The organism is Serratia sp. SCBI, assembly GCF_000747565.1.
GTDB classification, from domain to species: Bacteria; Pseudomonadota; Gammaproteobacteria; order Enterobacterales; family Enterobacteriaceae; genus Serratia; species Serratia ureilytica.
On record NZ_CP003424.1, the window covers coordinates 933662 to 959424 of the forward strand.

Genomic DNA, 25763 nt, shown 5'->3' on the forward strand with positions numbered 1-25763 from the left:
CGGGAAGCGGTCATGACGACAAAGTGGAATTGGGCGGCGTTGTGCGCCCGCAGCCGAATAGCGGCGGTGACGGATGCGGTGCTGCGCGGCTGTTCGCAGGTGATGTTTCAAAATAACCCTTTGACCGGATTATTGTTTTTCATCGCCATTTTCGTGGGCGCCTGGGAAGAGGGGCTGCCGCAGGTGGCCTTCGGCTGCCTGCTGGGTACGGCGGCGGCGACGCTCAGCGCGGCGTGGTTGGTGGACGATCGCGCAGCGTTGCGCACCGGTCTCTATGGCTACAACGGCTGCCTGGTCGGCGCCGCGCTGCCGACCTTTTTGCTGCCCTCTGTCTGGCTGTGGATCGGCGTGATCTTCAGCAGCGCGATCTCGGTGATCGTCACCGTCGGCCTCAATCGGCTGCTGCGTACCTGGAAGATCGCGGCGCTGACCGCGCCTTTCGTGCTGACCACCTGGACGGTGCTGCTGGCCAGCTACCCGTTCAGCCATCTGCGGCATGTGCGGTTGCCGCCGGCGGCCATCCCGGCCGACGGCGCGGTGTTCAACCCGCACCCCGACCTGGCGGAGGTGTTGAGCGGTGCGTTGCACGGCGTCTCCCAGGTCTTTTTGTGCAGCAGCGTGAGCGGCGGTGTGCTGCTGTTGCTCGGGCTGGCGGTTTCGTCGCCGCGCGCGATGGCGCTGGGTTTTTTCGGCGCCTTGCTGGCGGTGATCACCGCGCTGGCGATCGGCGCCGATCCGCAGGCGGTCTTCGCCGGGCTGTATGCTTTCAGCGCGGTGCTGACGGCGGTGGCGCTGGGTTCCGTCTTCAACCCGCCCGGCCGGCGGGTGCTTATCTATACGCTGCTCGGCGTGATTTTCACGGTGCTGGTGCAGGGGGCTTTCAATACCTTGCTGGCTCCGCTGGGGATGCCGTCGCTGACCATGCCGTTCGTGATCGCGTCCTGGCTGTTTTTGAGCGCCAATCCGGCGGTGATCGCGGCGCGGCGCTAATCCATTGATTTCAACATAACGAGAAAACGGGAGTGTGGGTATGGCGGTAATTTCCGAAGGATTGCATGGCGCAGCCCGGCGGCGGGCGGTATCCCTGCTGCTGGGGCTGGTGGCGGTCAACGTCGTTGTCTGGCTGCTGGCGCTGGCGGTGTTCAAAGACAATGCGGCGCTGATGGGCACCGCCTTGCTGGCCTACAGTTTTGGTCTGCGCCATGCGGTGGATGCCGATCACATCGCCGCGATCGACAACGTGACCCGCAAGCTGATGCAACAGGGCAAAACGCCGGTGGCGGTCGGCACCTTCTTCTCGCTCGGCCACTCGACCATCGTGGTGCTGGCCTCGGCCGCCATTGCCGCCACGGCGATGATGTTCAGCCGACAGATGGGCTGGTTTCACGAAACCGGCGGTTTGATCGGCACGCTGGTGTCCGCGCTGTTTCTGCTGACGGTGGCCTTTATCAACCTGCTGGTGCTGATCTCCGTGTGGCGCGCTTTCCGGCAGGTGAAGGCGGGCGAGCTGCCTGCGCATCAATCGCTGGATCTGTTGATGAGCGGCGGCGGTGCGCTGGCGCGCTGCTTCCGCCCGCTGTTCAGGCTGGTGAATCAGAGCTGGCACATGTACCTGGTAGGCTTCTTGTTTGGCCTGGGCTTCGACACCGCCACCGAGGTCGGGTTGCTGGGGATTTCGGCTGCCGGCGCCGGCCACGGCATGAACCTGTGGAGCATCATGCTGTTCCCGGCGCTGTTCGCCGCCGGCATGGCGCTGATCGACTCCATCGACAACTTCGTGATGATAGGCGCTTACGGCTGGGCGTTCTCCAAACCGATCCGCAAACTGTACTACAACATGACCATCACGGCGGCGTCGGTGATCATCGCGGTGTTTATCGGCGGTATCGAAGCGCTCGGACTTATCGCCGACAAGCTGGCGCTGTCCGGCCCGCTGTGGGACGCCGTGGCGCGGCTCAACGATCATCTGGGGGAGATGGGTTATTGGGTGATCGCCGTGTTCATTTTCTGCTGGCTGGTGTCGGTGGTGAATTACCACCTGCGTGGCTATGACAAGCTGACGGTCAGCGGCTGAAAAGGCGGGTGCTCGTGGATCCTGCCTGACACCATCCGCCAACGGGCGGGGCGAACCCCGCCGTTGGGTTGCCTTACCGTTCGGATTCGTAAGCCAAAGTGGCCGCAACCTCCGAGTCTCCCAACCTGATGCGCAGTTCGCACAGCGAACCGCGGGTTAGCCAGATGAACGCGATCAGCGTCATACAGACGATCACCAGCTTAAGCACGACCCGTTTTTGCTGCATTTTTGACCTCCCTATCCTTGCCTTGCGGCGGGTAAGAGGCTAACCTGATGTTGCTTGGCATCAGAGTGGCCTCGGGTTGATAATATCGACTCGGGGCCTTTCTCTTTCTCTCCTTTGCCAAGGCTCCGGACAGAAAGATCCAGAGCACCCGCTGCGCAGTCTACCTGAACTTCCTTCCCGTGAAATCCGCCGTTGCGCCAACCTGCGGCGCGGTGCGCAGTTCGTGATGCAAGAAAAGAAAAAGGGGCGATGATGATCGCCCCTTGGATGCGTGGAGTAGGAATTGGCGTTAAGCCGCTTCGGTCTGCTGTTGGCGTTTAGACTGCGCCGCCGGCTTTTCCGGCTTGGCGGCCGCCAGCGCATCCGGCGCAAAGTCGTCCACGTTTATGGAGCGCAGACGGCTCTCTTCGGCTTTCACCAGGATCTTCGCTTCGTCGGCGCTGATCTTGCCTTCTTCCAGAGCGCGTTCCGCCAAACGATCCAGACGGGTGAACGGCAGGTTTTTGCCGGCGGCCTTGCACAGACGTTCGTGAATCGGCTCGGCGGCCATCACGTCGGCCAGCGCCGCTTCCAGCAGGCCGATTGGGTTATGCTCGCTCGGCGTCAGGTACTGGCCGCGCCCCAGACGGCTGCGGGTGGCGGAAGGCACCTGCAGGATCTTGGCCAGCTGATGATCCAGGCGATCGGACGGTGCGGTATGCACGCGGCCGAACGGGAAGACCACGAAGCGCAGCGCGCCGGCGATAAAGCGGTTCGGGAAGTTGCGCAGCAGATCATCCAGCGCCTGTTCGGCTTTATGCAGGCTGTCTTGCACGCCCCAATGCACCAGCGGCAGATCTTCTTTCTGACGGCCTTCGTCGTCAAAGCGTTTCAGCACGGCGGAAGCCAGGTACATCTGGCTGAGGATATCCCCCAGGCGAGCGGAGATGCGCTCGCGGCGCTTCAGGCTGCCGCCCAGCACGCCCATGGAAACGTCCGACAGCAACGCCAGGTTGGCGCTCAGGCGGTTCAACTGCTGATAGTAACGACGGGTCGCGTCCTTGGTCGGCGTGGCGCTGGTGCGGCCATTGGTCAGGCCCAGCCAGAAGCTGCGTACCTTGTTGCTGCCGACGTGGCCCAGGTGGCCGAACAGCGATTTATCGAAGGCGTTCAGATCGTTGTTCTGCGCCGCCGCCATTTCATCCAGCACATAAGGATGGCAGCGGATCGCGCCCTGACCGAAGATCATCATGGTGCGGGTCAGGATGTTCGCGCCTTCCACCGTGATGGCGATCGGTGCGCCCTGATAAGCGCGAGCCAGGAAGTTGGATTCGCCCAGCATAATGCCTTTACCGCCGGCGATGTCCATGGCGTCAACGATCGACTGCTGGCCGCGGTGCGTACAGTGGTATTTGACGATGGCCGACAGCACGGCCGGTTTCTCGCCCTGCACCAGCGCGTAGGTGATCAGCGAAGCGGCGGCGTCCATCACATAGGTGTTGCCGGCGATGCGCGCCAACGGCTCTTCGATCCCTTCCATCTTGCCGATGGAGATCTTGAACTGACGGCGAATGTGCGCGTAGGCGCCGGTCGCCAGGGCGATGGATTTCAGGCTGCCGGTGGAGTTGGACGGCAGGGTGATGCCGCGACCGACCGACAGGCATTCAACCAGCATGCGCCAGCCCTGGCCGGCCATTTTCGGGCCGCCGATGATGTAATCGATCGGCACGAACACGTCGGTGCCGCGGGTAGGGCCGTTCTGGAACGGCACGTTCAGCGGGAAGTGGCGGTTGCCGATTTCCACGCCCGGCGTGCTGGTCGGGATCAGCGCACAGGTGATGCCCGGGGATTCGTTGTCGCTCAGCAGGCGGTTCGGGTCATGCAGTTTGAATGCCAAACCCAGTACGGTGGCGACCGGCGCCAGCGTGATGTAGCGCTTGTTCCAGGTCAGGCGCATGCCCAGCACCTGCTTGCCTTGCCATTCACCCATGCACACGGTGCCGACGTCTGGAATGGCACCGGCATCGGAGCCCGCTTCCGGGCTGGTCAGCGCGAAGCAAGGGATCTCGTCGCCGCGCGCCAGGCCCGGCAGATAGTGGTTTTTCTGTTCTTCGGTACCGTAATGCTGCAGCAGTTCGCCTGGGCCGAGGGAGTTCGGCACGCCGACGGTGATCGCCAGGATGCCGGAAACGCCGGCCAGTTTTTGCAGCACCATCGCCTGAGCGTATGGGGAGAATTCCAGACCGCCGTACTCTTTCTTGATGATCATCGCGAAGAAACGGTGTTCTTTCAGGTACGCCCAGAGTTCAGGCGGCAGATCGGCCAGTTCGTGAGTGATCTGGAAGTCGTTGGCCATGCGGCAGGCTTCTTCCACCGGGCCGTCGATAAACGCCTGCTCTTCTTCCGTCAGGCGCGGTTTCGGGTAGCTGTGCAGCTTGTTCCAGTCCGGCGCGCCGCGGAACAGATCGCCTTCCCACCAGGTGGTGCCCGCGTCGATCGCTTCCTTCTCGGTGGTGGACATCGGCGGCATCACCTTGCGGAAGGCGCGCAGCGCCGGCGCGGAGAGCAGAGAGCGACGCACAGAGGAAAGGTTCAGCGGCAGCAGCACGATCGCCAGCGGCAGCAACAGCCAGAAGCTCCACAGGCCGATCGCGCCCATGGCGGCGGTGTACGCTACCAGGATCAGGCTGCTGAGGGTAAGGTTCACTCGGTGGTAGAACACCACGCCGAGGAGAGCCAGTAAAACGACAATACTAAGAACCATCATAAGAAGCTCCGAAGTAGTAAGAGGTCTGACCTGTTGTGTGTATGTAATAGGTTTTAGTACAAGGCAGAATTTTTATCAATGCGTTTACAGTTTAATTACAACTCAGGTCACAAACTGACAGCACCAATCATCAAAAACCTCTCCGCTTCCTTAACCGGCGCGCTGTTTGGCTGAGAATGCTTCTCGCTGTTTCCGCGATCCGGTACACTGCGGAGCGGAAGATTTGACGATAACAAGAGGTTCCTCATGTACCACGACCTTATTCGCAGTGAACTGAACGAAGCGGCTGATACCCTGGCGAAATTTATCAATGACGACGCCAACATCGACGCCATCCAACGCGCGGCGGTGCTGCTGGCGGACTCCTTCAAAGCCGGCGGTAAAGTGATCTCCTGCGGCAACGGCGGTTCCCATTGCGACGCGATGCACTTCGCCGAAGAGCTGACCGGCCGCTACCGTGAAAACCGCCCGGGCTACCCGGCGATTGCCATCTCGGACGTGAGCCATCTGTCCTGCGTCAGCAACGACTTCGGCTATGAGTATGTGTTCTCCCGCTATGTGGAAGCGGTGGGCCGCGAAGGCGACGTGCTGCTGGGCATTTCCACCTCCGGCAACTCCGGCAACATCATCAAGGCCATCGACGCGGCGCGCGCCAAGGGGATGAAAGTGATCACCCTGACCGGCAAGGACGGCGGCAAAATGGCGGGTTCCGCCGATGTGGAAATCCGTGTGCCGCACTTCGGCTACGCCGATCGCATTCAGGAAATCCACATCAAAGCGATTCACATCTTGATTCAGCTGATCGAAAAAGAGATGGTTAAGGCTTGATAGCCTTCGGGGGGCTCCGGCTCCCCCAGGAATAAGACAGCGGGCGCCGCATGCATGCCGCGCCCGCACAGCGTATGTCAGTGTGGTTAAGGAGTGCTGGCGATGTGTGAACTGCTCGGGATGAGCGCAAACGTACCGACCGATATCTGCTTCAGCTTTACCGGCCTGGTACAGCGCGGCGGCCGCACCGGGCCGCATAAGGATGGCTGGGGCATTACCTTCTATGAAGGGAACGGCTGCCGCACATTCAAGGATCCGCAGCCGAGCTTCAACTCGCCGATCGCCCGCCTGGTGCAGGACTATCCGATCAAGTCTTGCGCGGTGGTGTCCCATATTCGCCAGGCCAACCGCGGCGAAGTGGCGCTGGAAAACACCCATCCGTTCACCCGCGAACTGTGGGGCCGCAACTGGACCTACGCGCACAACGGCCAATTGAAAGGCTATCGCCAGCTGGATACCGGCACGTTTCGCCCGGTCGGCCAGACCGACAGCGAATACGCGTTTTGCTGGCTGCTGCATCAGCTGGCGTTGAAATACCCGCGCACCCCGAGCCAGTGGCCGGCGGTGTTCCGCTATATCGGCCTGTTGGCGAGCCAGCTGCGCAAGAAAGGGGTGTTCAACATGCTGTTGTCGGACGGGCGCTTCGTGATGGCCTATTGCTCCACCAACCTGTATTGGATCACGCGCCGCGCGCCGTTCGGCAAGGCGACGCTACTGGATCAGGACGTAGAGATCGATTTTCAGCAGCAGACCACACCGAACGATGTGGTCACGGTGATCGCCACCCAACCGCTGACCGCCAACGAAACCTGGCACAAGATTGAGCCAGGCGAGTTCGCGTTATTTCACTTCGGTGAGCGGCTTGTTCTGAGCGAAGGGATTGGTGTTGGGCGTCGGGCTGGTTGACGCGTACTGCGTCATCTGGCCGCTGCTCATCAACGGTTGACCCAGCACATACTGGCCGTTGTCCACGGTCATCATCGGCGGCTGGTGGTTCTTCGCGAAGTAATCATAGCCCGGCTTCAGCTGGCGCCAGAAGGCGATATAGCTGGATGACGCATGGCGCTTCAGGTTCTGTTCGGTCATGCGGAACGGGTAGATGCTGATGTCTACGCGGCTTTGGCCATAGGCGAAGGCGGCTTCGACGTAGCGATAGATCTCATCCATATAGGTGTTGGTCATCGCGTAACAGCCGATCGATTTACATTCGCCGTGGATCATCAGATAAGCGCCGGAATAGCCCTGCGACTTATCGTAATCATTAGGGAAACCGATATTGATCGCCCGATAATACTTGCTGTCGGGTTTCAGATGGCGCGCGTCAACGCTATAAAAGCCTTCCGGACTTTTAAAGTCGCCTTCACGACGTTTAGGACCCAGCCCGCCGGAGAAATTACAGATCGGGAACGTATTGACCAAGCGGAATTCATTGCCCATTTTGGCATACAATTCCAGCTTACGTTCCTCTTTGAAGATCTGAATATAGACCGGCGACCCCAATAATTGCTGTTTAACTACCGGCGCTTCGGGTACCTGCTCGCTGGCGCTGCAGGCCGTGATCATCGGCATAGAAACAAGCATCGCAAACAACAGCGCGATTTTGCTCATTATTATTCCTGCTTATATTTATCTGCCGGCGCAATGAGATTGGCCAGCGTGCCACTGATTATTGTTTTTACTGCTGCAAAACACCGTCAGATTACCAGCGCGTTTATTTTTAGCAATACGTGATATGTATAAAAAAACGACAAAGCTCGATAAAAGTGAAATGACCGGCAGATTTTAACGATAAGTAGTGAAAAACAGGCGAAATTTAATTGCGTTTGCTTGACACAAGTCACGACGGAACGCAGAACAATGTTGCGAACAATGTTAATATTCTCTCTTCAATTTAACGCGCTGTGGCGATTGAAGCGGCAAGAGTTATTGCATATAACCCGGCCGTTTTGATGGTTATTTGGCTACATGCCGTTAACACATCGACTGTCGCGCAAACAACGGAAGGGGGATTCAAGGGAATGCGCGTTACCCCAGTTTTTCACTGCGAGAAAGTTCATGTTGGGCGTGCCGTTGTGCGCACTGCCCGGCAATCCTGGCATCGTCAGCACCCGCCTCTGGGGCCGGTCAGACGTGTAAACCAAACTACATCGTATAAATCCTATGATTAAGATCAGAAAAGGGTTAGATCTGCCGATAGCCGGAGCCCCGGTTCAGGCGATCCAAGATGGCCCGAACATTCAGCATGTCGCCCTGCTTGGGGAAGAGTATGTCGGAATGCGTCCCTCCATGCTGGTGCAGGAAGGCGATACCGTTAAGAAAGGCCAGGCGTTGTTCGAAGATAAGAAAAACCCCGGGGTTTTCTTCACGGCTCCCGCCAGCGGCCGCATCGTCGCGATTAACCGCGGCGAGCGGCGCGTCTTGCAATCGGTGGTGATTGCGCTGGAAAACGGCGGCGACGATCAGCTCGAGTTTGCGCATTATCCGTTGGGTGAACTCAGCCAACTGCCGCGCGAACAGGTCGAAAGCGAACTGATCGCCAGCGGCCTGTGGACCGCGCTGCGCACCCGCCCGTTCAGCAAAACGCCAAGCCCCGGCAGCGAACCGCGCGCCATTTTCGTCACCGCGATGGATACCCAACCGTTGGCCGCCGATCCGCAGGTGATCATCGCCGAACAGCAGGCGGCGTTCAACGCCGGGCTGGTGGTCTTGGCGCGTCTGACGGCGGGTAAGGTACACGTATGCCACGCCGCCGGCGCCTCGGTTGGCCAGCAGAGCGGCCCGCAGATCGCCTACAGCGAATTTGCCGGCCCGCATCCCGCCGGGCTGGTGGGCACCCACATTCACTTCCTTGAACCGGTCAGCCTGAAGAAAACCGTTTGGCACATCGGTTACCAGGACGCGATCGCCATCGGCACCCTGTTCACCACCGGTAAGCTCGATACCCGCCGGGTCGTGGCGCTGGCCGGGCCGCAGGTGGCGCAGCCGACGCTGCTGCGCACCCGCCTGGGAGCCAGCCTCGATGAACTGACCGCCGGCCGCCTGAAAGAGGGCGAGAACCGGGTGATCTCCGGTTCGGTGCTGAACGGTATGCAGGCCGCCGGGCCGAACGCCTGGCTGGGCCGTTTCCACTCGCAGGTGTCGGTGCTGGAAGAAGGGCGCGACAAAGAGCTGTTCGGCTGGATCGTGCCGTCGCCGAACAAGTTCTCCATTACCCGCACCACGCTGGGCCACTTTCTGAAAAACAAACTGTTCGCCTTCTCGACCACCACTAACGGCGGCGAACGCGCCATGGTGCCGATCGGCAACTATGAGCGGGTGATGCCGCTGGATATTTTGCCGACGCTGCTGCTGCGCGATTTGCTGGCGGGCGACAGCGACAGTGCGCAGGCGCTGGGCTGCCTGGAGCTGGACGAGGAAGATCTGGCGTTGTGCACCTTCGTTTGCCCCGGCAAGTATGAGTACGCGCCGGTGCTGCGCGAGGTGCTGACCAAGATTGAGCAGGAAGGATAACCGATGGGCCTGAAGAATTATTTTGAGAAGATAGAGCATCACTTCACGCCGGGCGGCAAACTGGAAAAGTGGTACCCGCTGTATGAAGCGACCACCACGGTGTTTTATACCCCGGCACGGTGACGCGCGGCGCTTCGCACGTGCGCGACGCCATCGATTTGAAACGCATGATGATCCTGGTGTGGCTGGCGGTGTTCCCGGCGATGTTCTGGGGCATGTACAACGTCGGCCAGCAGGCGATCCCGGCGCTGCACCATCTGTACAGCGGCGACGCGCTGCAACAGGTGCTGGCGGGCGACTGGCATTATCGCCTGGCGCAGTGGCTCGGCGCCTCGCTGGCGGCCGACGCCGGCTGGGTCAGCAAGATGGTGCTGGGCGCCTGTTACTTCCTGCCGATCTACGCCGTGGTGTTCGTCGTCGGCGGCTTCTGGGAAGTGCTGTTCGCCATTATCCGCAAACATGAGGTCAACGAAGGCTTCTTCGTCACTTCTATCCTGTTCGCGCTGATCGTGCCGCCGACCCTGCCGCTGTGGCAGGCCGCGCTGGGCATCACCTTCGGCGTGGTGGTGGCCAAAGAGATCTTCGGCGGCACCGGGCGCAACTTCCTCAACCCGGCGCTGGCCGGCCGCGCCTTCCTGTTCTTCGCCTATCCGGCGCAGATCTCCGGTGACTTGGTGTGGACCTCCGCGGACGGTTTCTCCGGCGCGACGCCGCTGGCGCAGTGGAGCGCGGGCGGGGCGCACAGCCTGAGCAACGTGGCCACCGGCCAGTCCATCAGTTGGCTGGACGCCTTCCTCGGCAACATTCCCGGCTCCATCGGTGAAGTCTCCACGCTGATGATCCTGATAGGCGGGGCGATTATCCTGTTCGGCCGCGTGGCCTCCTGGCGCATCGTCGCCGGCGTGATGCTCGGCATGGTGGCTTCCGCCCTGTTGTTCAACGCCATCGGTTCGGACACCAACCCGATGTTTGCCATGCCGTGGTACTGGCATCTGGTGCTGGGCGGCTTCGCCTTCGGCATGATCTTTATGGCGACCGACCCGGTTTCCGCCTCCTTCACCAATAAGGGGAAATGGTGGTACGGCATTCTGATCGGCGTGATGTGCGTGCTGATCCGGGTGGTCAACCCCGCCTATCCGGAAGGCATGATGCTGGCGATCCTGTTCGCCAACCTGTTCGCGCCGCTGTTCGATTATCTGGTGGTGCAGGCCAACATCAAGCGGAGAAAAGCCCGTGGCGAATGAAGCGAAAAACGACGGCATCGGTAAAACGCTGCTGGTAGTGCTGCTGCTGTGTCTGGTGTGTTCAGTGGTGGTGGCGGGCTCCGCCGTCGGCCTGAAGTCCAAACAGCAGGAGCAAAAGCTGCTCGACAAGCAGCGCAATATTCTCGACGTAGCCGGCCTGTTGCAGCCGAAAATGGAGAGCGAGCAGGTCAAGCGCCTGTATAGCGAGCGCATCGAACCGCGCCTGGTGGATCTGAACAGCGGCGAATTTGTCGCCGGCAAGGCGGCGGCGTTCGATCTGGGCGCCGCGCTGCGCGACGACGCCAAAAGCGTGGCGTTGCCCGCGGGCGACGATCCGGCCGGCATCAAGCGCCGCAGCAACCAGGCGGAAATCTACCTGGTGCGCGATGAAAGCGGCCAGGTGAACAAGATTGTGTTGCCGGTATACGGCACCGGTCTGTGGTCGATGATGTACGCCTTCGTGGCATTGGATAACGACGGCAACACGGTCAAGGGCATCACCTACTACGACCAGGGGGAAACGCCGGGGCTGGGCGGTGAGGTCGAGAACCCGTCCTGGCGCCAGCAGTGGGTCGGCAAGCAGCTGTTCGATGACAATGGCCAGCCGGCGATCCGCGTGGTGAAAGGCGGCGCGCGTCAGGGGGACGTACACGGGGTGGATGGCCTGTCCGGCGCCACGCTGACCTCCAACGGCGTGCAGCATACGTTTGATTTCTGGTTGGGCGAGCACGGCTTCGGCCCGTTCCTGAAAAAAGTTCGTGAAGGAGCGTTGAAAAATGGCTGATTCCAAAGAGATAAAGCGGGTCCTGCTGGGGCCGCTGTTCGACAATAACCCGATCGCCCTGCAGGTTCTGGGCGTCTGTTCGGCGCTGGCGGTGACCACCAAGCTGGAAACGGCGGTGGTGATGACCATTGCGGTGACGCTGGTGACCGCGTTCTCCAGCTTCTTCATCTCGCTGATCCGTCATCATATTCCCAACAGCGTGCGCATCATCGTGCAGATGGCGATCATCGCCTCGCTGGTGATCGTGGTCGATCAGCTGTTGCGCGCCTATGCGTTCGAGATCTCCAAGCAGCTGTCGGTGTTCGTCGGCCTTATCATCACCAACTGCATCGTGATGGGGCGCGCCGAGGCCTACGCCATGAAGTCGCCGCCGATCGAGAGCTTTATGGACGGCATCGGCAACGGGCTGGGTTACGGGGCGATCCTGGTGCTGGTCGGTTTCCTGCGCGAGCTGATTGGCTCCGGCAAGCTGTTCGGCGTTCCGGTGCTGGAAACGGTGCAGAACGGCGGCTGGTATCAGCCGAACGGCCTGTTCCTGCTGGCGCCGAGCGCGTTCTTCATCATCGGCCTGCTGATCTGGGTGCTGCGCACCCTGAAGCCGGCGCAGATCGAAAAGGAGTAAAGGCCGATGGAACACTATATCAGCCTGTTTGTGCGCGCGGTGTTCGTCGAGAACATGGCGCTGGCGTTCTTCCTCGGGATGTGTACTTTCCTGGCGGTGTCGAAGAAGGTGTCGACCGCCTTTGGCCTGGGCATCGCGGTGACCATCGTGCTCGGCATTTCGGTGCCGGTGAATAACCTGGTCTACAACCTGATCCTGCGCGACGGCGCGCTGGTGGAGGGCGTCGATCTGAGCTTCCTCAACTTCATCACCTTCATCGGCGTGATTGCGGCGCTGGTGCAGATTTTGGAGATGATCCTCGATCGCTTCTTCCCATCGCTGTATAACGCGCTCGGCATCTTCCTGCCGCTCATTACCGTGAACTGCGCCATCTTCGGCGGCGTGTCCTTCATGGTGCAGCGCGACTACAACTTCGCCGAATCGGTGGTGTACGGCTTTGGTTCCGGCACCGGCTGGATGCTGGCGATCGTCGCCATGGCGGGGATCCGCGAAAAACTCAAGTATGCCAACGTGCCGGCAGGGCTGCGCGGTCTGGGCATTACCTTTATCACCACCGGACTGATGGCGCTGGGCTTCATGTCCTTCTCCGGTGTTCAGTTGTAAAGGCGGGAAGAATTTATGGAAATTATTTTAGGCGTAGCGATGTTCACCGCCATCGTGATGGTGCTGGTGTTGCTGATCCTGTTCGCCAAATCGAAGCTGGTGAACACCGGCGACATCGCGGTGGAAATCAATGGCGATCTGGATAAAAGCTTCCATGCGCCGGCGGGCGACAAGCTGCTCAACGTGCTCTCCAGCCAGGGGATCTTCGTCTCCTCGGCCTGCGGCGGCGGCGGCTCCTGCGGCCAGTGCCGGGTGGTGATCAAAGAGGGCGGCGGCGATATCCTGCCGACCGAGCTCTCGCACATCAACAAGCGCGAAGCGAAAGAAGGGTGCCGCCTGGCGTGCCAGGTGAACGTGAAGCAGAACCTGAAGATCGAGCTGCCGGAAGAGATCTTCGGCGTGAAGAAATGGGAGTGCGAGGTTATCTCCAACGATAACAAAGCCACCTTTATCAAAGAGCTGAAGCTGAAGATCCCCGATGGCGAAGACGTGCCGTTCCGCGCGGGCGGTTTCATCCAGATCGAAGCGCCGGCGCACGACATCAGTTACGCCGACTTCGACGTGCCGCAGGAGTATCGCGGCGACTGGGACAAGTTCAACCTGTTCCGCTACCGTTCGACGGTGAACGACACCACGGTGCGCGCCTACTCGATGGCCAACTACCCGGAAGAGAAGGGCATCATCATGCTCAACGTGCGTATCGCCACGCCGCCGCCGAACAATCCGGACGTGCCGCCGGGCATCATGTCTTCCTATATCTGGTCGCTGAAGCCGGGCGACAAGGTGACCATCTCCGGGCCGTTCGGCGAGTTCTTCGCCAAGGACACCGACGCCGAAATGATCTTTATCGGCGGCGGCGCGGGCATGGCGCCGATGCGTTCGCACATCTTCGATCAGCTCAAGCGTTTGAACTCGAAACGCAAGATCACCTTCTGGTACGGCGCGCGTTCGCTGCGCGAGATGTTCTATGAAGACGACTTCAACCAGCTGCAGGCGGAGAACGAAAACTTCACCTGGCACGTGGCGCTGTCGGATCCGCAGCCGGAAGATAACTGGACCGGCTACACCGGCTTTATCCATAATGTTCTGCTGGAGAACTACCTGAAGAACCACCCGGCGCCGGAGGACTGCGAGTTTTACATGTGCGGGCCGCCGATGATGAACGCCGCGGTGATCAAGATGCTCAAAGATCTGGGCGTCGAAGACGAAAACATCATGCTGGATGACTTTGGTGGCTAAATGCGCGCATTGGCGATGAAGAACTGGCTGACGGGCGTGGCGCTGAGCGCCACCCTGCTGCTGACCGGCTGCGGGCCGGAACAGGTGGACCTGACGGGTAAAACCATGGGCACCTCGTATTCGATCCGTTACGTGACCGGCGAAGATACGCCGTCGGCGCGCGAGATGCAGGCGGAGATCGACAAACGGCTGGAGCAGGTGAACGATCAGATGTCCACCTACCGGCCGGATTCCGAGCTGAGCCGCTTCAACGCCAGCCGCGACATTGACCGGCCGTTCCCGGTTTCGCCGGCCACCGCCGAAGTGGTGCGCGAAGCGCTGCGCATCAACCGCGTCACCGATGGCGCGCTGGACGTGACCGTCGGGCCGCTGGTCAACCTGTGGGGCTTCGGCCCGGAAGGGCGGCCGGACAAAGTGCCGAGCGAGGCGGAGCTGGAGCATCGCCGCGCCTGGACCGGCGCCGACAAACTGTCGGTGCAGGGCAGCGCGCTGGTGAAAAGCATCCCTGAGCTGTACGTCGATCTGTCGTCGATCGCCAAAGGGTATGGCGTGGACGTGGTGGCGGAATATCTGCAGTCCCGGCATGTGAAGAACTACATGGTGGATATCGGCGGCGAGGTGCGCACGCGCGGGCATAACGGCGAACAAAAGCCGTGGCGCATCGCCATCGAGCGCCCGACCGCCGGTACGCAGCAGCAGGCGCAGCTGGTGATCCAACCCGGGGAGATGTCGATCGCCACCTCGGGTGACTATCGCAACTACTTCGAGCAAGACGGGGTGCGCTATTCGCACACCATCGATCCGATCACCGGGCGCCCAATCCATCATCGGTTGGTGTCGATCACCGTGCTGAGCCCGACCTGCATGACCGCCGACGGCCTGTCCACCGGCCTGAACGTGATGGGGCCGGAGCGCGGCATGGCGCTGGCCAACCTGCTCGGCATCCCGGTGTTCATGATCGTGAAAACCGCCGACGGCTTTGAGGAGCGTTATTCAGACGCGTTCAAGCCCTATCTGAAAAAGCGTTCGTGAGGTTGCTATGTTGACGGTATTCGCCGCTACCTTCGTGTTGTTTCTGCTGATCGTCGGCGGCATGTCGCTGGGCTATGTGTTCAAACGCAAAAGCCTGCAGGGCAGCTGCGGCGGCATCACCGCGCTGGGCATGGAGAAAGTCTGCGACTGCCCGGAGCCGTGCGATGCGCGCAAAAAGCGCGAAGCCAAAGCGGCGCAGCGGCGCGAGCAGTTGGAAAAGCACCGCATTCTGTAGCTGTAGCGAAAACCCGGCCTTGACCGGGTTTTTTATTTCGCCTTGCGGAAGCTTTTCGCCTCGGCCGGGGAGTTAACCATCACGCCGTCAGCGCCCAGCGCCAGCGCCTGCTGATATTCCTGCGGCGAGTTGACCCCGAACAGGATGATGTGCGCCGGGCCCTGCGAGCGGAAACAGTCCATCGACTCTTTATCCCAGGTCAGAAACGCCTTCGAACGCCCTTCGCCGAGGGTATATTTCTCTACCACTTCCACCTCGCGTTTCAGCTCCAGCCCGTACCAGCGCGGCTGCTGGTTGTCCGGTTTGGCGTCGCACTGGTGCGCCATGGTGACGTTGGCCAGCAGCGTGCGGGTCTCGTCGCGGCTTTCAAAGCGCGGAATGGCCGGCGGCAGCGCCTGCAGGTATTTGGCGTCGGTAGAGTAGACGCGGGTGCGGTTCAGGCTGTCGGTGCTTTGCAACGTCGCCAGCAGCGCCTGGCCAAACTGCGCCGGATCGGCGTCCGGGGATTTGATGTCCAGATAAAAGGTGACGTGCGGAAACGCCTTCAGCACGTCGTCGAGGCGCGGAATGCCGATGCCCTGGCCGCGGAACGGGTGGGCGTCACCCTTGGCGAAGGCCCAGCCGGCATCGGTCTCGGCCAGCTGCGCGGCGGTATAGGCAGAGACCGGGCCCTGCCGGTTGGTCAACGCTTTCAGATCCGAGGGGCGGTACAGCACGATGACGCCGTCTTTGGATTCTTGCAGGGTGATCCAAATGGCGTCGGCGCCGTTTTTCAATGCCGTTTCGATAGCGATGCGGGTGTTTTCCGGCGCATCGGCGGTGCCGCCGCGGTGGGCGACGATCGCCGGCGCATGACCGGCGGCGGCGCTGGCCGCCAGCGCGCTCAGCGACAGCGCGGAAGCCAGCAGCAAATGAGAAAATCTGATCATGTAGGATACCTTGTCGTTATCGTTGTGGAGAGCCGAACGGGATGGCGGAAATCATACTATTGAAAAATTAAGCTTTTTTAACAACGCGGAAATATCTGGCGGAAACGCCGCTTTCCTCGAGCTCCGCGGCCTTGAGCTTTCGGTATCTGACTGTATACTTATACAGTGTTACTGGAGGGTGCGATGCGTAAAATCATTCATGTCGATATGGACTGCTTCTTCGCGGCGGTGGAAATGCGCGACGATCCCAGCCTGCGCGATATTCCGCTGGCGATTGGCGGCAGCGCCGATCGGCGCGGGGTGATCAGCACCGCCAACTACCCGGCGCGGCGCTATGGCGTACACAGCGCCATGTCCACGGCGATGGCGCTCAAGCTGTGTCCGCATCTCACCCTGCTGCCGGGGCGCATGGCGGCCTATAAAGAGGCTTCGCTGCACATCCGCGAAATCTTCGCTCGCTATACCCCGCTGATCGAGCCGCTGTCGCTCGATGAAGCCTATCTCGACGTGACCGACAGCCCGCAATGCAACGGCTCGGCGACGCTGATCGCCCAGGAAATCCGTCAGGCGATCGCCGACGAACTGAACCTCACCGCGTCGGCCGGCGTCGCGCCGATCAAGTTTCTCGCCAAAATCGCCTCCGAGATGAATAAGCCGAACGGGCAATACGTGATCACGCCGGCGCAGGTGCCGGCGTTTTTGCAGCAGCTGCCGCTCAGCAAGATCCCCGGCGTCGGCAAGGTGACCGCCAAACGGCTGGAGGAAGTGGGGCTCATCACCTGCGCCGACGTGCAGCAATACGATTTGGCGCAGTTGCTCAAGCGGTTCGGCAAGTTTGGCCGGGTGTTGTGGGAGCGGTGTCAGGGCATCGATCGGCGCGAAATCTTAGCGGAGCGGCTGCGCAAATCGGTGGGGGTGGAGCGCACGCTGGCGGAAGACATTCACGACTGGGAAGACTGCGAAACGCTGATTATCGACAAACTCTATCCCGAGCTGGAGATGCGGCTGCGCAAGGTAAAGCCGGATCTGCACATCGCCCGGCAGGGCGTGAAGCTGAAGTTTCAGGATTTTCAGCAAACCACCCAGGAGCACGTCTTCCCGGTGTTGAACCGGCAGGATTTGCTGGAGGTGGCGCGGCAGGCGTGGCGCGAGCGGCGTGAAGGGCGCGGCGTGCGGCTGGTGGGGTTGCATGTGACGCTGCTCGATCCGCAGCTGGAGCGGCAGCTGGCGCTGCCTTGGGAATAAAAAAGCCGGCGAGTCGCCGGCTTTTTGCGTTAAGCGCGCAGATTACGCGCGCTCAGGGATCGCTTTCAGCAGCGAGGTCAGCAGCTTCCAGTACAGACCGACGCTTTCGATATGCACTTGCTCATCCGGCGAGTGCGGGCCGGTGATGGTTGGCCCGATCGATACCATATCCATGTTTGGATACGGCTTTTTGAACAGACCGCATTCCAGACCGGCGTGGATCACCATGATGTTCGGCGTCTTGTTGAACAGCTCCTGATACAGCTCGCGCACCAAGTGCATCACCGGCGAGTCGGCGTCCGGCTGCCAGCCCGGGTAGCCCCCCTTCGGCGCTACCTTGGCGCCGGCCAGCTGGCCCAGCGCGGTCAGCATCTCGACAACGTAATCTTTGCCGCTGTCGATCAGGGAGCGGATCAGGCAGATGATTTCCGCTTCGTTTTCGCTTGTGGTGACTACGCCGACGTTCAGCGAGGTTTCCACCACGCCTTTCACCGCGTCGCTCATGCGGATCACGCCGTTCGGTGTGCCGTTCAGTAGCGCCAGGAAGCGTTGCTGGCTGTCGGCGCTCAGCGCCTGCGAAGCGCTGGTGGTCGGCTCCAGCAGCACGGTGATGTTCTTCTCTTTGGCGGAGAGTTCGTTCTGCAGCACGGCCAGGAACTCTTGGCTCAGCGCTTTCAGCGCGTCGGCTTTTTCTGCCGGCACCGCTACCACCGCGGAGGCTTCACGCGGGATGGCGTTGCGCAGGGTGCCGCCGTTCAGGTCCAGCACGCGCAGGTTCAGCGCCTCCGCATGGGCGAACAGGAAGCGCGCCAGCAGTTTGTTGGCGTTGCCCAGCCCGACGTGGATCTCGGCGCCGGAATGGCCGCCTTTCAGGCCCTTGAGGGTCAGCTTCAGGGTTTGGTAACCGGCCGGCACCGCTTCGCGCTGCAGCGGCAGGGTAGTGATGAAGTCGATACCGCCGGCGCAACCCATGTAGATTTCGCCTTCTTCTTCGGAATCGGTATTGATCAGGATGTCCGCCTGCAGCCAGTTCGGCTGCAGCCCGAAGGCGCCGTCCATCCCCGCTTCTTCGGTCATGGTCAGCAGGACTTCCAGCGGGCCGTGCTCAACGCTGTCGTCGGCCAGCACCGCCAGGGCGGAGGCCATGCCGATGCCGTTATCGGCGCCCAGCGTGGTGCCGCGCGCTTTCACCCACTCGCCGGCGATATAAGGCTGGATCGGATCCTTGGCGAAGTCGTGCACGGTGTCGTTATTCTTTTGCGGCACCATGTCCAGGTGCGCTTGCAGCGCCACCGGCTTGCGATTTTCCATGCCTTTGGTGGCCGGTTTGCGCAGCAGGATATTGCCGACCTGATCGCGCTCGGCGTGCAGGTTCTTTTCTTTGGCCCAGGTGAGGATGTGCTGCGCCAGCGCTTCTTCATGATAAGAAGGGTGCGGGATAGAACAGATCTTGGCGAAAATATCCCACAGCGGCTGTGGCGAAAGCTGAGACAATTCAGACACTATAAGTCTCCTGTGACGGCAAGCTCCGACAGGACGGGCGTGCCGCGCGGTTAAGGTGAGCGGGTATCTGTGCGTCGTGGCACGATCGTCAGAGAATATCACTTTATTTCCGGCGGTGCGCGCCCCGTATTGTGTGGTTTAAGCGCTTGATCACACGGCTTCGCTGCGGGAACGCTCGTTTTTTCAGCATCAATCACCGAAAAGCCGCCCGGCGGAAATCGCGAGGATTTCCTCGGTACAGCTGGAATTCAACGCGGCCAGTCTCTATAATCTCGCGCAACCTTTTTTCCCCTGAACTATAAAGTAAGCCGCTTCACCAGCCGGCTGGGACACGATTCTATGAGCGAAAAATACGTTGTTACCTGGGATATGCTGCAAATACACGCACGCAAGCTGGCGCACCGCCTGCTGCCTGCCGACAAATGGACGGGCATCATTGCCGTCAGCCGCGGCGGCCTGGTGCCGGCGGGCCTGCTGGCGCGCGAGCTGGGCATCCGCTATGTGGATACCGTCTGCATTTCCAGCTATGACCATGACAACCAGCGCGAAATGAAAGTGCTCAAGCGCGCCGAAGGCGACGGTGAAGGCTTCATCGTGGTGGACGATCTGGTGGATACCGGCGGCACCGCGAAAGCGATCCGCGACATGTATCCGAAAGCGCATTTCGTCACCATCTTCGCCAAGCCGGCGGGCCGTCCGCTGGTGGACGACTACGAAGTCGACATCCCGCAGGATACCTGGATCGAACAGCCGTGGGACATGGGCGTCAGCTTCGTTCCCCCTATCGGCGGTCGCTAAGTCCAGCCAGTTCCAGCCCAACGCCCGGTTATGCCGGGCGTTTGTTTAATGATAAACGTGATGGCGTTGTCAGGCTTACCGAAGGCAAGATATAAAAAATAAGGAAAATCAATTTATTGATTTTCGGCCGTTGACCACAAAGGAGGAAAAACCACGCTTTTTCCTCCTTTGTCAGCCGCCTGACGCCCGGTTATGCCGGGCGTTTGCGTTATCTTGGTTTATCCCGCCAGAGTTAGGTACACTACCTCCAGTTAAGTAGGCCTTTTGCGGCCTATCGCCAGATTTACGGAGGCTGTTGTTACCATGGCACAGGCCAACCTTTCTGAAATTCTTTTCAAGCCCAAATTCAAACACCCTGAAACCTCGACGCTGGTGCTGCGCGCGCGCAACAAAGTGAGCGCCGCCATGCATTCCGCATTGGAAGGCGACACTACCGGCAGCTGGTATCGCATGCTGAACCCGCTGCTGTGGGCCTGGCGCGGCGTCAGCCCGATCGAAATCCACGAAGTGCTGGCGCGTATCGCCGCCTCGGACGCCGAGCGCAGCAATCCGCAGCGGCTGGATACCGTGGTGGGCTACCGCAATGGCAACTGGATCTACGAGTGGATCCATCAGGGCATGCAGTGGCAGCAGCGGGCGACGGAGCAGCAGGATCCGCTGGTCGGCGGCGAGTACTGGCTGAAGGCCGCGAGCCTGTACAGCATCGCCGGTTACCCGCACCTGAAGGGCGACGAGCTGGCTGAACAGGCGGAGATGCTCGCCAACCGCGCTTACGAAGAGGCGGCGCTGCTGTTGCCGTATCAGCTGAAAGAGCTGGAGTTCCGCATCGAAGGCGGCGGCTGCGTCACCGGTTTCCTGCACATGCCCGAGAAGGGCGAAGCGCCGTTCCCGACGGTGCTGATGTGCGGCAGCCTCGATACGCTGCAGACCGATTATCACCGTCTGTTCCGCGACTACCTGGCGCCGCACGGCATCGCCATGCTGACGCTCGACATGCCGTCGATCGGCTCCTCCTGCAAGTGGAAGCTGACGCAGGACTCCAGCTACCTGCACCAGCAGGTGCTGATCCAGCTGGCCTCGGTGCCGTGGGTGGATCATCAGCGGGTGAGCGCTTTCGGCTTCCGTTTCGGCGCCAACGTGGCGGTGCGATTGGCCTATCTGGAGCCGCAGCGGCTGCGCGGCGTGGCCTGCCTGGGGCCGGTGGTGCATCGCCTGCTGTGCGACAGCAGCACCCAGTTGAACGTGCCGGACATGTATATGGACGTGCTGGCCAGCCGCATGGGCATGGCCAATGCTTCAGACAACGTGCTGAAAGTGGAGCTGAACAGCTACTCGCTGAAAATGCAGGGGTTGCTGGGGCGCCGTTGCCCGACGCCGATGATCTCCGGCTACTGGGAGCGCGATACGCTCAGCCCGAAAGAAGAGTCGCAGCTGATCGTCACCTCTTCGGTGAGCGGCAAGCTGATCGCCATCCCGCGCACCCCGGTTTACGATAGCTTCCACCGGGCGTTGCTGCAGATGTCCGGTTGGCTGAAGGATAAAATGCGTTAATTAGTTGCTAAATTTTAACAATTTGTTAAAAAGAGTGGTCTACATTGAGGAGGTTAGAGAATGACGTTACCGAGTGGTCACCCTAAAAGCCGACTAATGAAACGTTTTGCCAGCTTGGGGCCGTACCTGCGTGAAGGGCAATGTGAGAACGACCGGTTTTTCTTTGATTGTTTGGCCGTCTGCGTCAATGTAAAGCCCGCTCCGGAGAAGCGTGAGTTCTGGGGCTGGTGGATGGAGCTGCAGGCGGAAGAGGCGCGCTTCACCTATTCGTACCAATTCGGCCTGTTCGACAAGGAAGGCAACTGGACGACGCAAAACATTAAGGATGATGAAGTGAACGCCAAACTGGAAGACACCCTGCGCGACTTCCATCGCCGCCTGGGCGAACTGCTGGCGACCATGGAACTGGGGCTGGAACCCGCCGATGATTTCAAAGAAAAACTGATCAAACTCTCCGCCTGACCCCGTTTGACCACGTATTGTGCTGATTTCGCGTTGTGCCTGTTGGCATAACGCGTCTCTCCTGTTACAAAGACCTTTGCACTCTTCTTCTCATCATTACACACGGCAGAAATACTATGAACGGCAGCCAGACATTGGTTGTGAAATTGGGCACCAGCGTGTTGACCGGCGGATCGCTGCGTCTGAACCGCGCCCACATCGTCGAATTGGTGCGCCAGTGCGCGCAGCAACACGCCGCGGGTCACCGCATCGTCATCGTCACCTCCGGCGCCATCGCCGCCGGGCGCGAGCACCTGGGCTATCCCGAGCTGCCCGCCACCATCGCCTCCAAGCAGCTGCTGGCGGCGGTGGGGCAGAGCCGGCTGATCCAGCTGTGGGAACAGCTGTTCTCCATTTACGGGATCCACGTCGGGCAGATGCTGCTGACGCGCGCCGATCTGGAAGACCGCGAGCGCTTCCTCAACGCGCGCGACACCATGACGGCGCTGCTGGACAACCGTATCGTGCCGGTAATCAATGAGAACGACGCCGTCGCCACTGCCGAAATCAAGGTGGGCGACAACGATAACCTGTCGGCGCTGGCGGCCATTCTGGCCGGGGCCGACAAACTGCTGCTGCTGACCGATCAGCAGGGCCTCTACACCGCCGATCCGCGCAACAACCCGCAGGCCGAACTGATCCGTGAAGTGCACGGCATCGACGACGCGCTGCGCGCCATCGCCGGCGACAGCGTCTCCGGTCTGGGCACCGGCGGCATGGGCACCAAGCTGCAGGCGGCCGACGTGGCCTGCCGCGCCGGCATCGACGTGGTGATCGCCGCGGGCAGCAAGCCGGGCGTGGTGGCGGACGTGATTGAAGGCAAACCGGTGGGCACTCGTTTCCACGCGCTGGAAACCCCGCTGGAAAACCGCAAGCGCTGGATCTTCGGCGCGCCGCCGGCCGGTGAGATCACCGTCGACGACGGTGCGGTGGAAGCGATGATGGCGCGCGGCAGCTCGCTGCTGCCGAAAGGCATCCGCGAAGTGAAGGGCGACTTCTCGCGCGGCGAAGTGATCCGCATCCGCAACCAGGCGGGGCGCGATCTGGCGCACGGCGTCAGCCGCTACAACAGCGACGCGATGCGCATGATCGCCGGGCACCACTCGCAGGAAATCAGCGAAATCCTCGGTTATGAATACGGTCCGGTAGCAGTGCACCGCGACGATATGATTGTCAGTTAAGGAGTGAGCATGCTGGAGCAGATGGGGAAGGCCGCCAAGCAGGCCTCCTGGCAGCTGGCGGTGCTGAGCACGGCGAAGAAGAATCAGGTGCTGTCGGTGATGGCCGACAGGTTGGAAGCCAACAGTGAAGCGATCCTGCTGGCGAACGAACAAGACATGGCGCAGGCGCGCGCCACCGGCATGAGCGAAGCGCTGCTCGATCGCCTGTTGCTGACCCCGGCGCGGCTGGCGGCGATCGCCAACGACGTGCGCCAGGTATGCCGCCTGAACGATCCGGTCGGCCACGTGCTGGACGGCAACCTGCTGGACAGCGGGCTGAAGCTGGAGCGCCGCCGGGTGCCGCTCGGCGTGATCGGCGTGATTTACGAGGCGCGGCCGAACGTCACCATCGACGTCGCCAGCCTGTGCCTGAAAACCGGCAACGCGGTGATCCTGCGCGGCGGTAAAGAGACGCACAACACCAACCAGGCGACGGTGAAAGTGATCCAGCAGGCGCTGGAACAGTGCGGCCTGCCGGCGGCGGCGGTGCAGGCGATCGACAGCCCGGATCGTGCGCTGGTGAACGAACTGCTGCGCCTGGATCGCTATGTCGACATGCTGATCCCGCGCGGCGGCGCCGGCCTGCACAAGCTGTGCCGCGAGCAATCGACCATCCCGGTGATCACCGGCGGCATCGGCGTGTGCCACACCTACGTGGATGCCGACGTTGATTTCGACAAGGCGATGACGGTGATTGAAAACGCCAAGATCCAGCGCCCGAGCGCCTGTAACTCGCTGGAGACGCTGCTGGTGAACCGCAGCATCGCCGCCGAGTTCCTGCCGGCGCTGAGCGCCAAAATGGCGGCGGCGGGCGTGACGCTGCACGCGGCGGAAAACGCACTGCCGCTGCTGCAGGGCGGCCCGGCGACGGTGGTGCCGGTGAACGCGGAGGATTACGACGACGAATGGCTGTCGCTGGATCTGAACGTGCTGCTGGTGGACGATATCGATCAGGCCATCGACCACATCCGCACCCACGGCACTAACCATTCCGACGCGATCCTCACCCGTTCGCTGAGCAGCGCCGAGCACTTCGTGCGCGCGGTGGACTCCTCGGCGGTGTACGTCAACGCCAGCACCCGCTTCACCGACGGCGGCCAGTTCGGCCTGGGCGCGGAAGTGGCGGTGAGCACCCAGAAACTGCACGCCCGCGGCCCGATGGGCCTGGATGCGCTGACCACCTACAAGTGGATTGGCTACGGCGACGATCTGGTGCGCAGCTAAGGCCGGATTGCGGTCATAAAGAGGTCAGGGCGCACCATGCTGCGCCCTGATTGTTTTTGGAAAAGGGGGACTGCACGACAGTCTGGTTGCTTGCAAAACAACCAAACGCCCCGGCGGGCTATTGACTCATTTCGCGCGCAGGTCTACCTTGTTCAACGCACTTCCGGCTTGCCCCGCAGGCCCGGCTCGATGCCGATATAGCTCAGTTGGTAGAGCAGCGCATTCGTAATGCGAAGGTCGTAGGTTCGACTCCTATTATCGGCACCATTTCAAGTTTCACTGCCTTCCTTGTAAAAATACGCAGCACTGGCGTCTGCAACGCTTGCGGTTGATATTTCTGCTTATCGCGACGTGGCAATGCGCTGCAAGGTATAATACAAACGTGTTTGTTTAATCATTCACACAACCAGCAAGCGTCGTAAGCAGAATAATACGTTGCTACGGTTGAACCTCACCGTCTTTTTTATCTGGGAAAAGACATTATCGCCAATGTTAAATCACTGGCTTATTTATAAAGTGAGGTTGTTATGTGTGGATGTTTGATTTCAAGAACGAAGGACTTTAACTTTAATGGTCAACGTTATAGGGTTTTTATTGCTCATGACAAGCAAGCGCATGGCGATTTAAACGCGCTTTACTTTCTCGATGCCAATACTCAATTCACCAAGCTGACCGAACGCCATCAGAGTAGAAACAACGACAATATTCTTTATGTGGGCATCGGCTATCAGGATGGGGTGGATATACTAAAAGCAAGAACCCGCGACTATACGGTTCCCTCTGATGATAAAGAGTTTATTGACGGTGGCGGAGCGCCGGCGTTTTATCAGTTTATCACCACATGCGTTAAGCCCTGGATTGAGTCACGCTACCCAATCAATACAGACAAACAAACGCTGGCAGGTCATTCACATGGCGGGCATTTTGTACTTTATACGCTGTTGAACCATCCTGACGCGTTTCAAAATTATCTGGCGGCCAGTCCATCGATCTGGTGGGGGAATGGGGCGTTGCTTCCTGATGGTAAGTTAACAATCGCTGAAAGCGTTAATAAAATAACCCTGATGATTGGCGAGTATGAAGAAAAGGTTCATCCGCAAAGTAATGAAACTGAAAGAGGGCGGGTGACCAGAATTAATGCAACACCCAAATTGCGAGTCAGGCATCTGGCAAAAAAACTGATCGAAGATGAGCAACGCTGTGATTTTATTTTCTGCTCAGGGCGTCGTCACCCGGGTGTCATCAAGGATTATGCACTGATGGCGAACGCGATCGCGGCGCATAATATTCAACGTGATGGGCTTTAGCGTCGTGATATAATCATTTTTCGAACACCTGCAAGTGAGCTGCTTTTAGCCGTCTGCAGGCATTCACCAGGGAAACTAAAAATTAGAACGGTATGCCAATATCAGGCAATGAAAATCTGTTTTAACCTTATCTCTTACAATGACCGCTATGCCGACGAGATCCCGGCTGCGTGCGTGTTTTTTTGAGCCGAAACCGAGTATTTGTAGCCTCGCTTCCCCTGCTTCCCGCAGCTTATCCTTTCGCCGGTTAAACAACCGTTTAATTAATCACTGTTATAATTACCCCTGTTGAGCCTTGATGGATGAATGTTTTCCTCCTCAAGCATTGCGATGCGGCGCTCT

General features: G+C 60.2%; 23 protein-coding genes, 1 tRNA gene and 1 pseudogene. 20 read left to right on the forward strand and 5 right to left on the reverse strand.

Going from position 1 to position 25763, the window contains the following annotated elements; all coding sequences use genetic code 11:
* Positions 1-12: 12 nt before the first annotated feature.
* Complete coding sequence (gene yut / locus SERRSCBI_RS04250; protein ID WP_042783736.1) at positions 13-990, forward strand: urea transporter; 978 nt, start codon at positions 13-15, stop codon at positions 988-990.
* Positions 991-1030: 40 nt separating this feature from the next.
* Positions 1031-2074, forward strand: coding sequence for a HoxN/HupN/NixA family nickel/cobalt transporter (locus tag SERRSCBI_RS04255; RefSeq protein WP_049866647.1), 1044 nt, complete (start codon positions 1031-1033; stop codon positions 2072-2074).
* Positions 2075-2147: 73 nt separating this feature from the next.
* Here the strand turns inward: SERRSCBI_RS04255 and SERRSCBI_RS04260 are convergent, their stop codons facing one another.
* Positions 2148-2300 carry a Hok/Gef family protein gene (locus SERRSCBI_RS04260; RefSeq protein ID WP_004930217.1) on the reverse strand — a complete coding sequence of 51 codons (153 nt, stop codon included), beginning with the start codon at positions 2298-2300 and terminating at the stop codon, positions 2148-2150.
* Positions 2301-2589: 289 nt separating this feature from the next.
* Positions 2590-5046 (reverse strand): acyl-CoA dehydrogenase FadE, encoded by a 2457-nt coding sequence (gene fadE, locus SERRSCBI_RS04265; RefSeq protein ID WP_004930218.1) that lies wholly within the window; start codon positions 5044-5046, stop codon positions 2590-2592.
* A 246-nt stretch (positions 5047-5292) separates the two neighbouring features.
* On the opposite strand from fadE, the gene lpcA reads away from it, so the two are divergent.
* Positions 5293-5874, forward strand: a complete 582-nt coding sequence (gene lpcA, locus SERRSCBI_RS04270) for a D-sedoheptulose 7-phosphate isomerase (protein ID WP_004930220.1) — start codon at positions 5293-5295, stop codon at positions 5872-5874.
* 102 nt (positions 5875-5976) lie between these two features.
* Positions 5977-6780: a class II glutamine amidotransferase gene (locus SERRSCBI_RS04275; protein WP_019454310.1), complete on the forward strand. Its 804-nt coding sequence runs from the start codon at positions 5977-5979 to the stop codon at positions 6778-6780.
* Here the strand turns inward: SERRSCBI_RS04275 and dpaA are convergent.
* Positions 6715-7482 carry a peptidoglycan meso-diaminopimelic acid protein amidase gene (gene dpaA, locus SERRSCBI_RS04280; protein ID WP_033641973.1) on the reverse strand — a complete coding sequence of 256 codons (768 nt, stop codon included), beginning with the start codon at positions 7480-7482 and terminating at the stop codon, positions 6715-6717. The two genes, SERRSCBI_RS04275 and dpaA, sit on opposite strands and share 66 nt — an antisense overlap.
* A gap of 552 nt (positions 7483-8034) precedes the next feature.
* On the opposite strand from dpaA, the gene SERRSCBI_RS04285 reads away from it, so the two are divergent.
* The 8 genes and pseudogenes from SERRSCBI_RS04285 (at position 8035) to nqrM (ending at position 15143) form a co-directional block, all read left to right on the forward strand.
* Complete coding sequence (locus SERRSCBI_RS04285; protein WP_042783737.1) at positions 8035-9384, forward strand: Na(+)-translocating NADH-quinone reductase subunit A; 1350 nt, start codon at positions 8035-8037, stop codon at positions 9382-9384.
* Positions 9385-9387: 3 nt separating this feature from the next.
* Positions 9388-10628 (forward strand): annotated as a pseudogene (locus tag SERRSCBI_RS04290) (NADH:ubiquinone reductase (Na(+)-transporting) subunit B).
* Positions 10618-11412 (forward strand): Na(+)-translocating NADH-quinone reductase subunit C, encoded by a 795-nt coding sequence (locus tag SERRSCBI_RS04295; protein WP_033641975.1) that lies wholly within the window; start codon positions 10618-10620, stop codon positions 11410-11412. The pseudogene SERRSCBI_RS04290 and the gene SERRSCBI_RS04295 overlap by 11 nt, the downstream one beginning before the upstream one ends.
* Complete coding sequence (locus SERRSCBI_RS04300; protein ID WP_042783738.1) at positions 11405-12034, forward strand: NADH:ubiquinone reductase (Na(+)-transporting) subunit D; 630 nt, start codon at positions 11405-11407, stop codon at positions 12032-12034. The genes SERRSCBI_RS04295 and SERRSCBI_RS04300 overlap by 8 nt, the downstream gene beginning before the upstream one ends.
* A 6-nt stretch (positions 12035-12040) precedes the next feature.
* Positions 12041-12637: an NADH:ubiquinone reductase (Na(+)-transporting) subunit E gene (nqrE, locus tag SERRSCBI_RS04305; RefSeq protein ID WP_004930235.1), complete on the forward strand. Its 597-nt coding sequence runs from the start codon at positions 12041-12043 to the stop codon at positions 12635-12637.
* A 15-nt stretch (positions 12638-12652) separates the two neighbouring features.
* Positions 12653-13876: an NADH:ubiquinone reductase (Na(+)-transporting) subunit F gene (gene nqrF / locus SERRSCBI_RS04310; RefSeq protein WP_033634097.1), complete on the forward strand. Its 1224-nt coding sequence runs from the start codon at positions 12653-12655 to the stop codon at positions 13874-13876.
* A complete protein-coding gene (locus tag SERRSCBI_RS04315; RefSeq protein ID WP_033651019.1) occupies positions 13877-14908 on the forward strand; it encodes an FAD:protein FMN transferase in 1032 nt (343 codons plus the stop codon).
* A gap of 7 nt (positions 14909-14915) precedes the next feature.
* Positions 14916-15143, forward strand: a complete 228-nt coding sequence (gene nqrM / locus SERRSCBI_RS04320; protein WP_016928987.1) for a (Na+)-NQR maturation NqrM — start codon at positions 14916-14918, stop codon at positions 15141-15143.
* Between the two features lie 32 nt (positions 15144-15175).
* Here nqrM and SERRSCBI_RS04325 read toward each other — a convergent pair whose 3' ends face one another.
* The gene (locus SERRSCBI_RS04325) at positions 15176-16072 is read right to left on the reverse strand and encodes a glycerophosphodiester phosphodiesterase family protein (RefSeq protein ID WP_042783739.1); all 897 of its coding nucleotides are present in this window, start codon (positions 16070-16072) and stop codon (positions 15176-15178) included.
* Positions 16073-16255: 183 nt separating this feature from the next.
* Here SERRSCBI_RS04325 and dinB point away from each other — a divergent pair, with 183 nt between their 5' ends.
* A complete protein-coding gene (dinB, locus tag SERRSCBI_RS04330) occupies positions 16256-17317 on the forward strand; it encodes a DNA polymerase IV (RefSeq protein ID WP_042783740.1) in 1062 nt (353 codons plus the stop codon).
* A gap of 42 nt (positions 17318-17359) precedes the next feature.
* On the opposite strand, the gene pepD is transcribed toward dinB, so the two are convergent.
* A complete protein-coding gene (pepD, locus tag SERRSCBI_RS04335; protein WP_042783741.1) occupies positions 17360-18820 on the reverse strand; it encodes a beta-Ala-His dipeptidase in 1461 nt (486 codons plus the stop codon).
* A 339-nt stretch (positions 18821-19159) separates the two neighbouring features.
* Here pepD and gpt point away from each other — a divergent pair, with 339 nt between their 5' ends.
* The 7 genes from gpt (at position 19160) to SERRSCBI_RS04370 (ending at position 25421) form a co-directional block, all read left to right on the forward strand.
* A complete protein-coding gene (gpt, locus tag SERRSCBI_RS04340; protein ID WP_033651025.1) occupies positions 19160-19618 on the forward strand; it encodes a xanthine phosphoribosyltransferase in 459 nt (152 codons plus the stop codon).
* A gap of 303 nt (positions 19619-19921) precedes the next feature.
* On the forward strand, positions 19922-21169 hold the full coding sequence (frsA, locus tag SERRSCBI_RS04345) for an esterase FrsA (protein WP_033651026.1): 1248 nt from the start codon (positions 19922-19924) through the stop codon (positions 21167-21169).
* 60 nt (positions 21170-21229) lie between these two features.
* Positions 21230-21631, forward strand: coding sequence for a sigma factor-binding protein Crl (gene crl / locus SERRSCBI_RS04350; RefSeq protein WP_033651027.1), 402 nt, complete (start codon positions 21230-21232; stop codon positions 21629-21631).
* A gap of 116 nt (positions 21632-21747) precedes the next feature.
* Positions 21748-22851 carry a glutamate 5-kinase gene (proB, locus tag SERRSCBI_RS04355; protein WP_033651028.1) on the forward strand — a complete coding sequence of 368 codons (1104 nt, stop codon included), beginning with the start codon at positions 21748-21750 and terminating at the stop codon, positions 22849-22851.
* Positions 22852-22860: 9 nt separating this feature from the next.
* Positions 22861-24114: a glutamate-5-semialdehyde dehydrogenase gene (gene proA / locus SERRSCBI_RS04360; RefSeq protein WP_042783742.1), complete on the forward strand. Its 1254-nt coding sequence runs from the start codon at positions 22861-22863 to the stop codon at positions 24112-24114.
* A 191-nt stretch (positions 24115-24305) separates the two neighbouring features.
* Positions 24306-24381 (forward strand) — tRNA-Thr (locus tag SERRSCBI_RS04365).
* Between the two features lie 272 nt (positions 24382-24653).
* Positions 24654-25421, forward strand: a complete 768-nt coding sequence (locus tag SERRSCBI_RS04370; protein WP_232091341.1) for an alpha/beta hydrolase — start codon at positions 24654-24656, stop codon at positions 25419-25421.
* Positions 25422-25763: the final 342 nt, after the last annotated feature.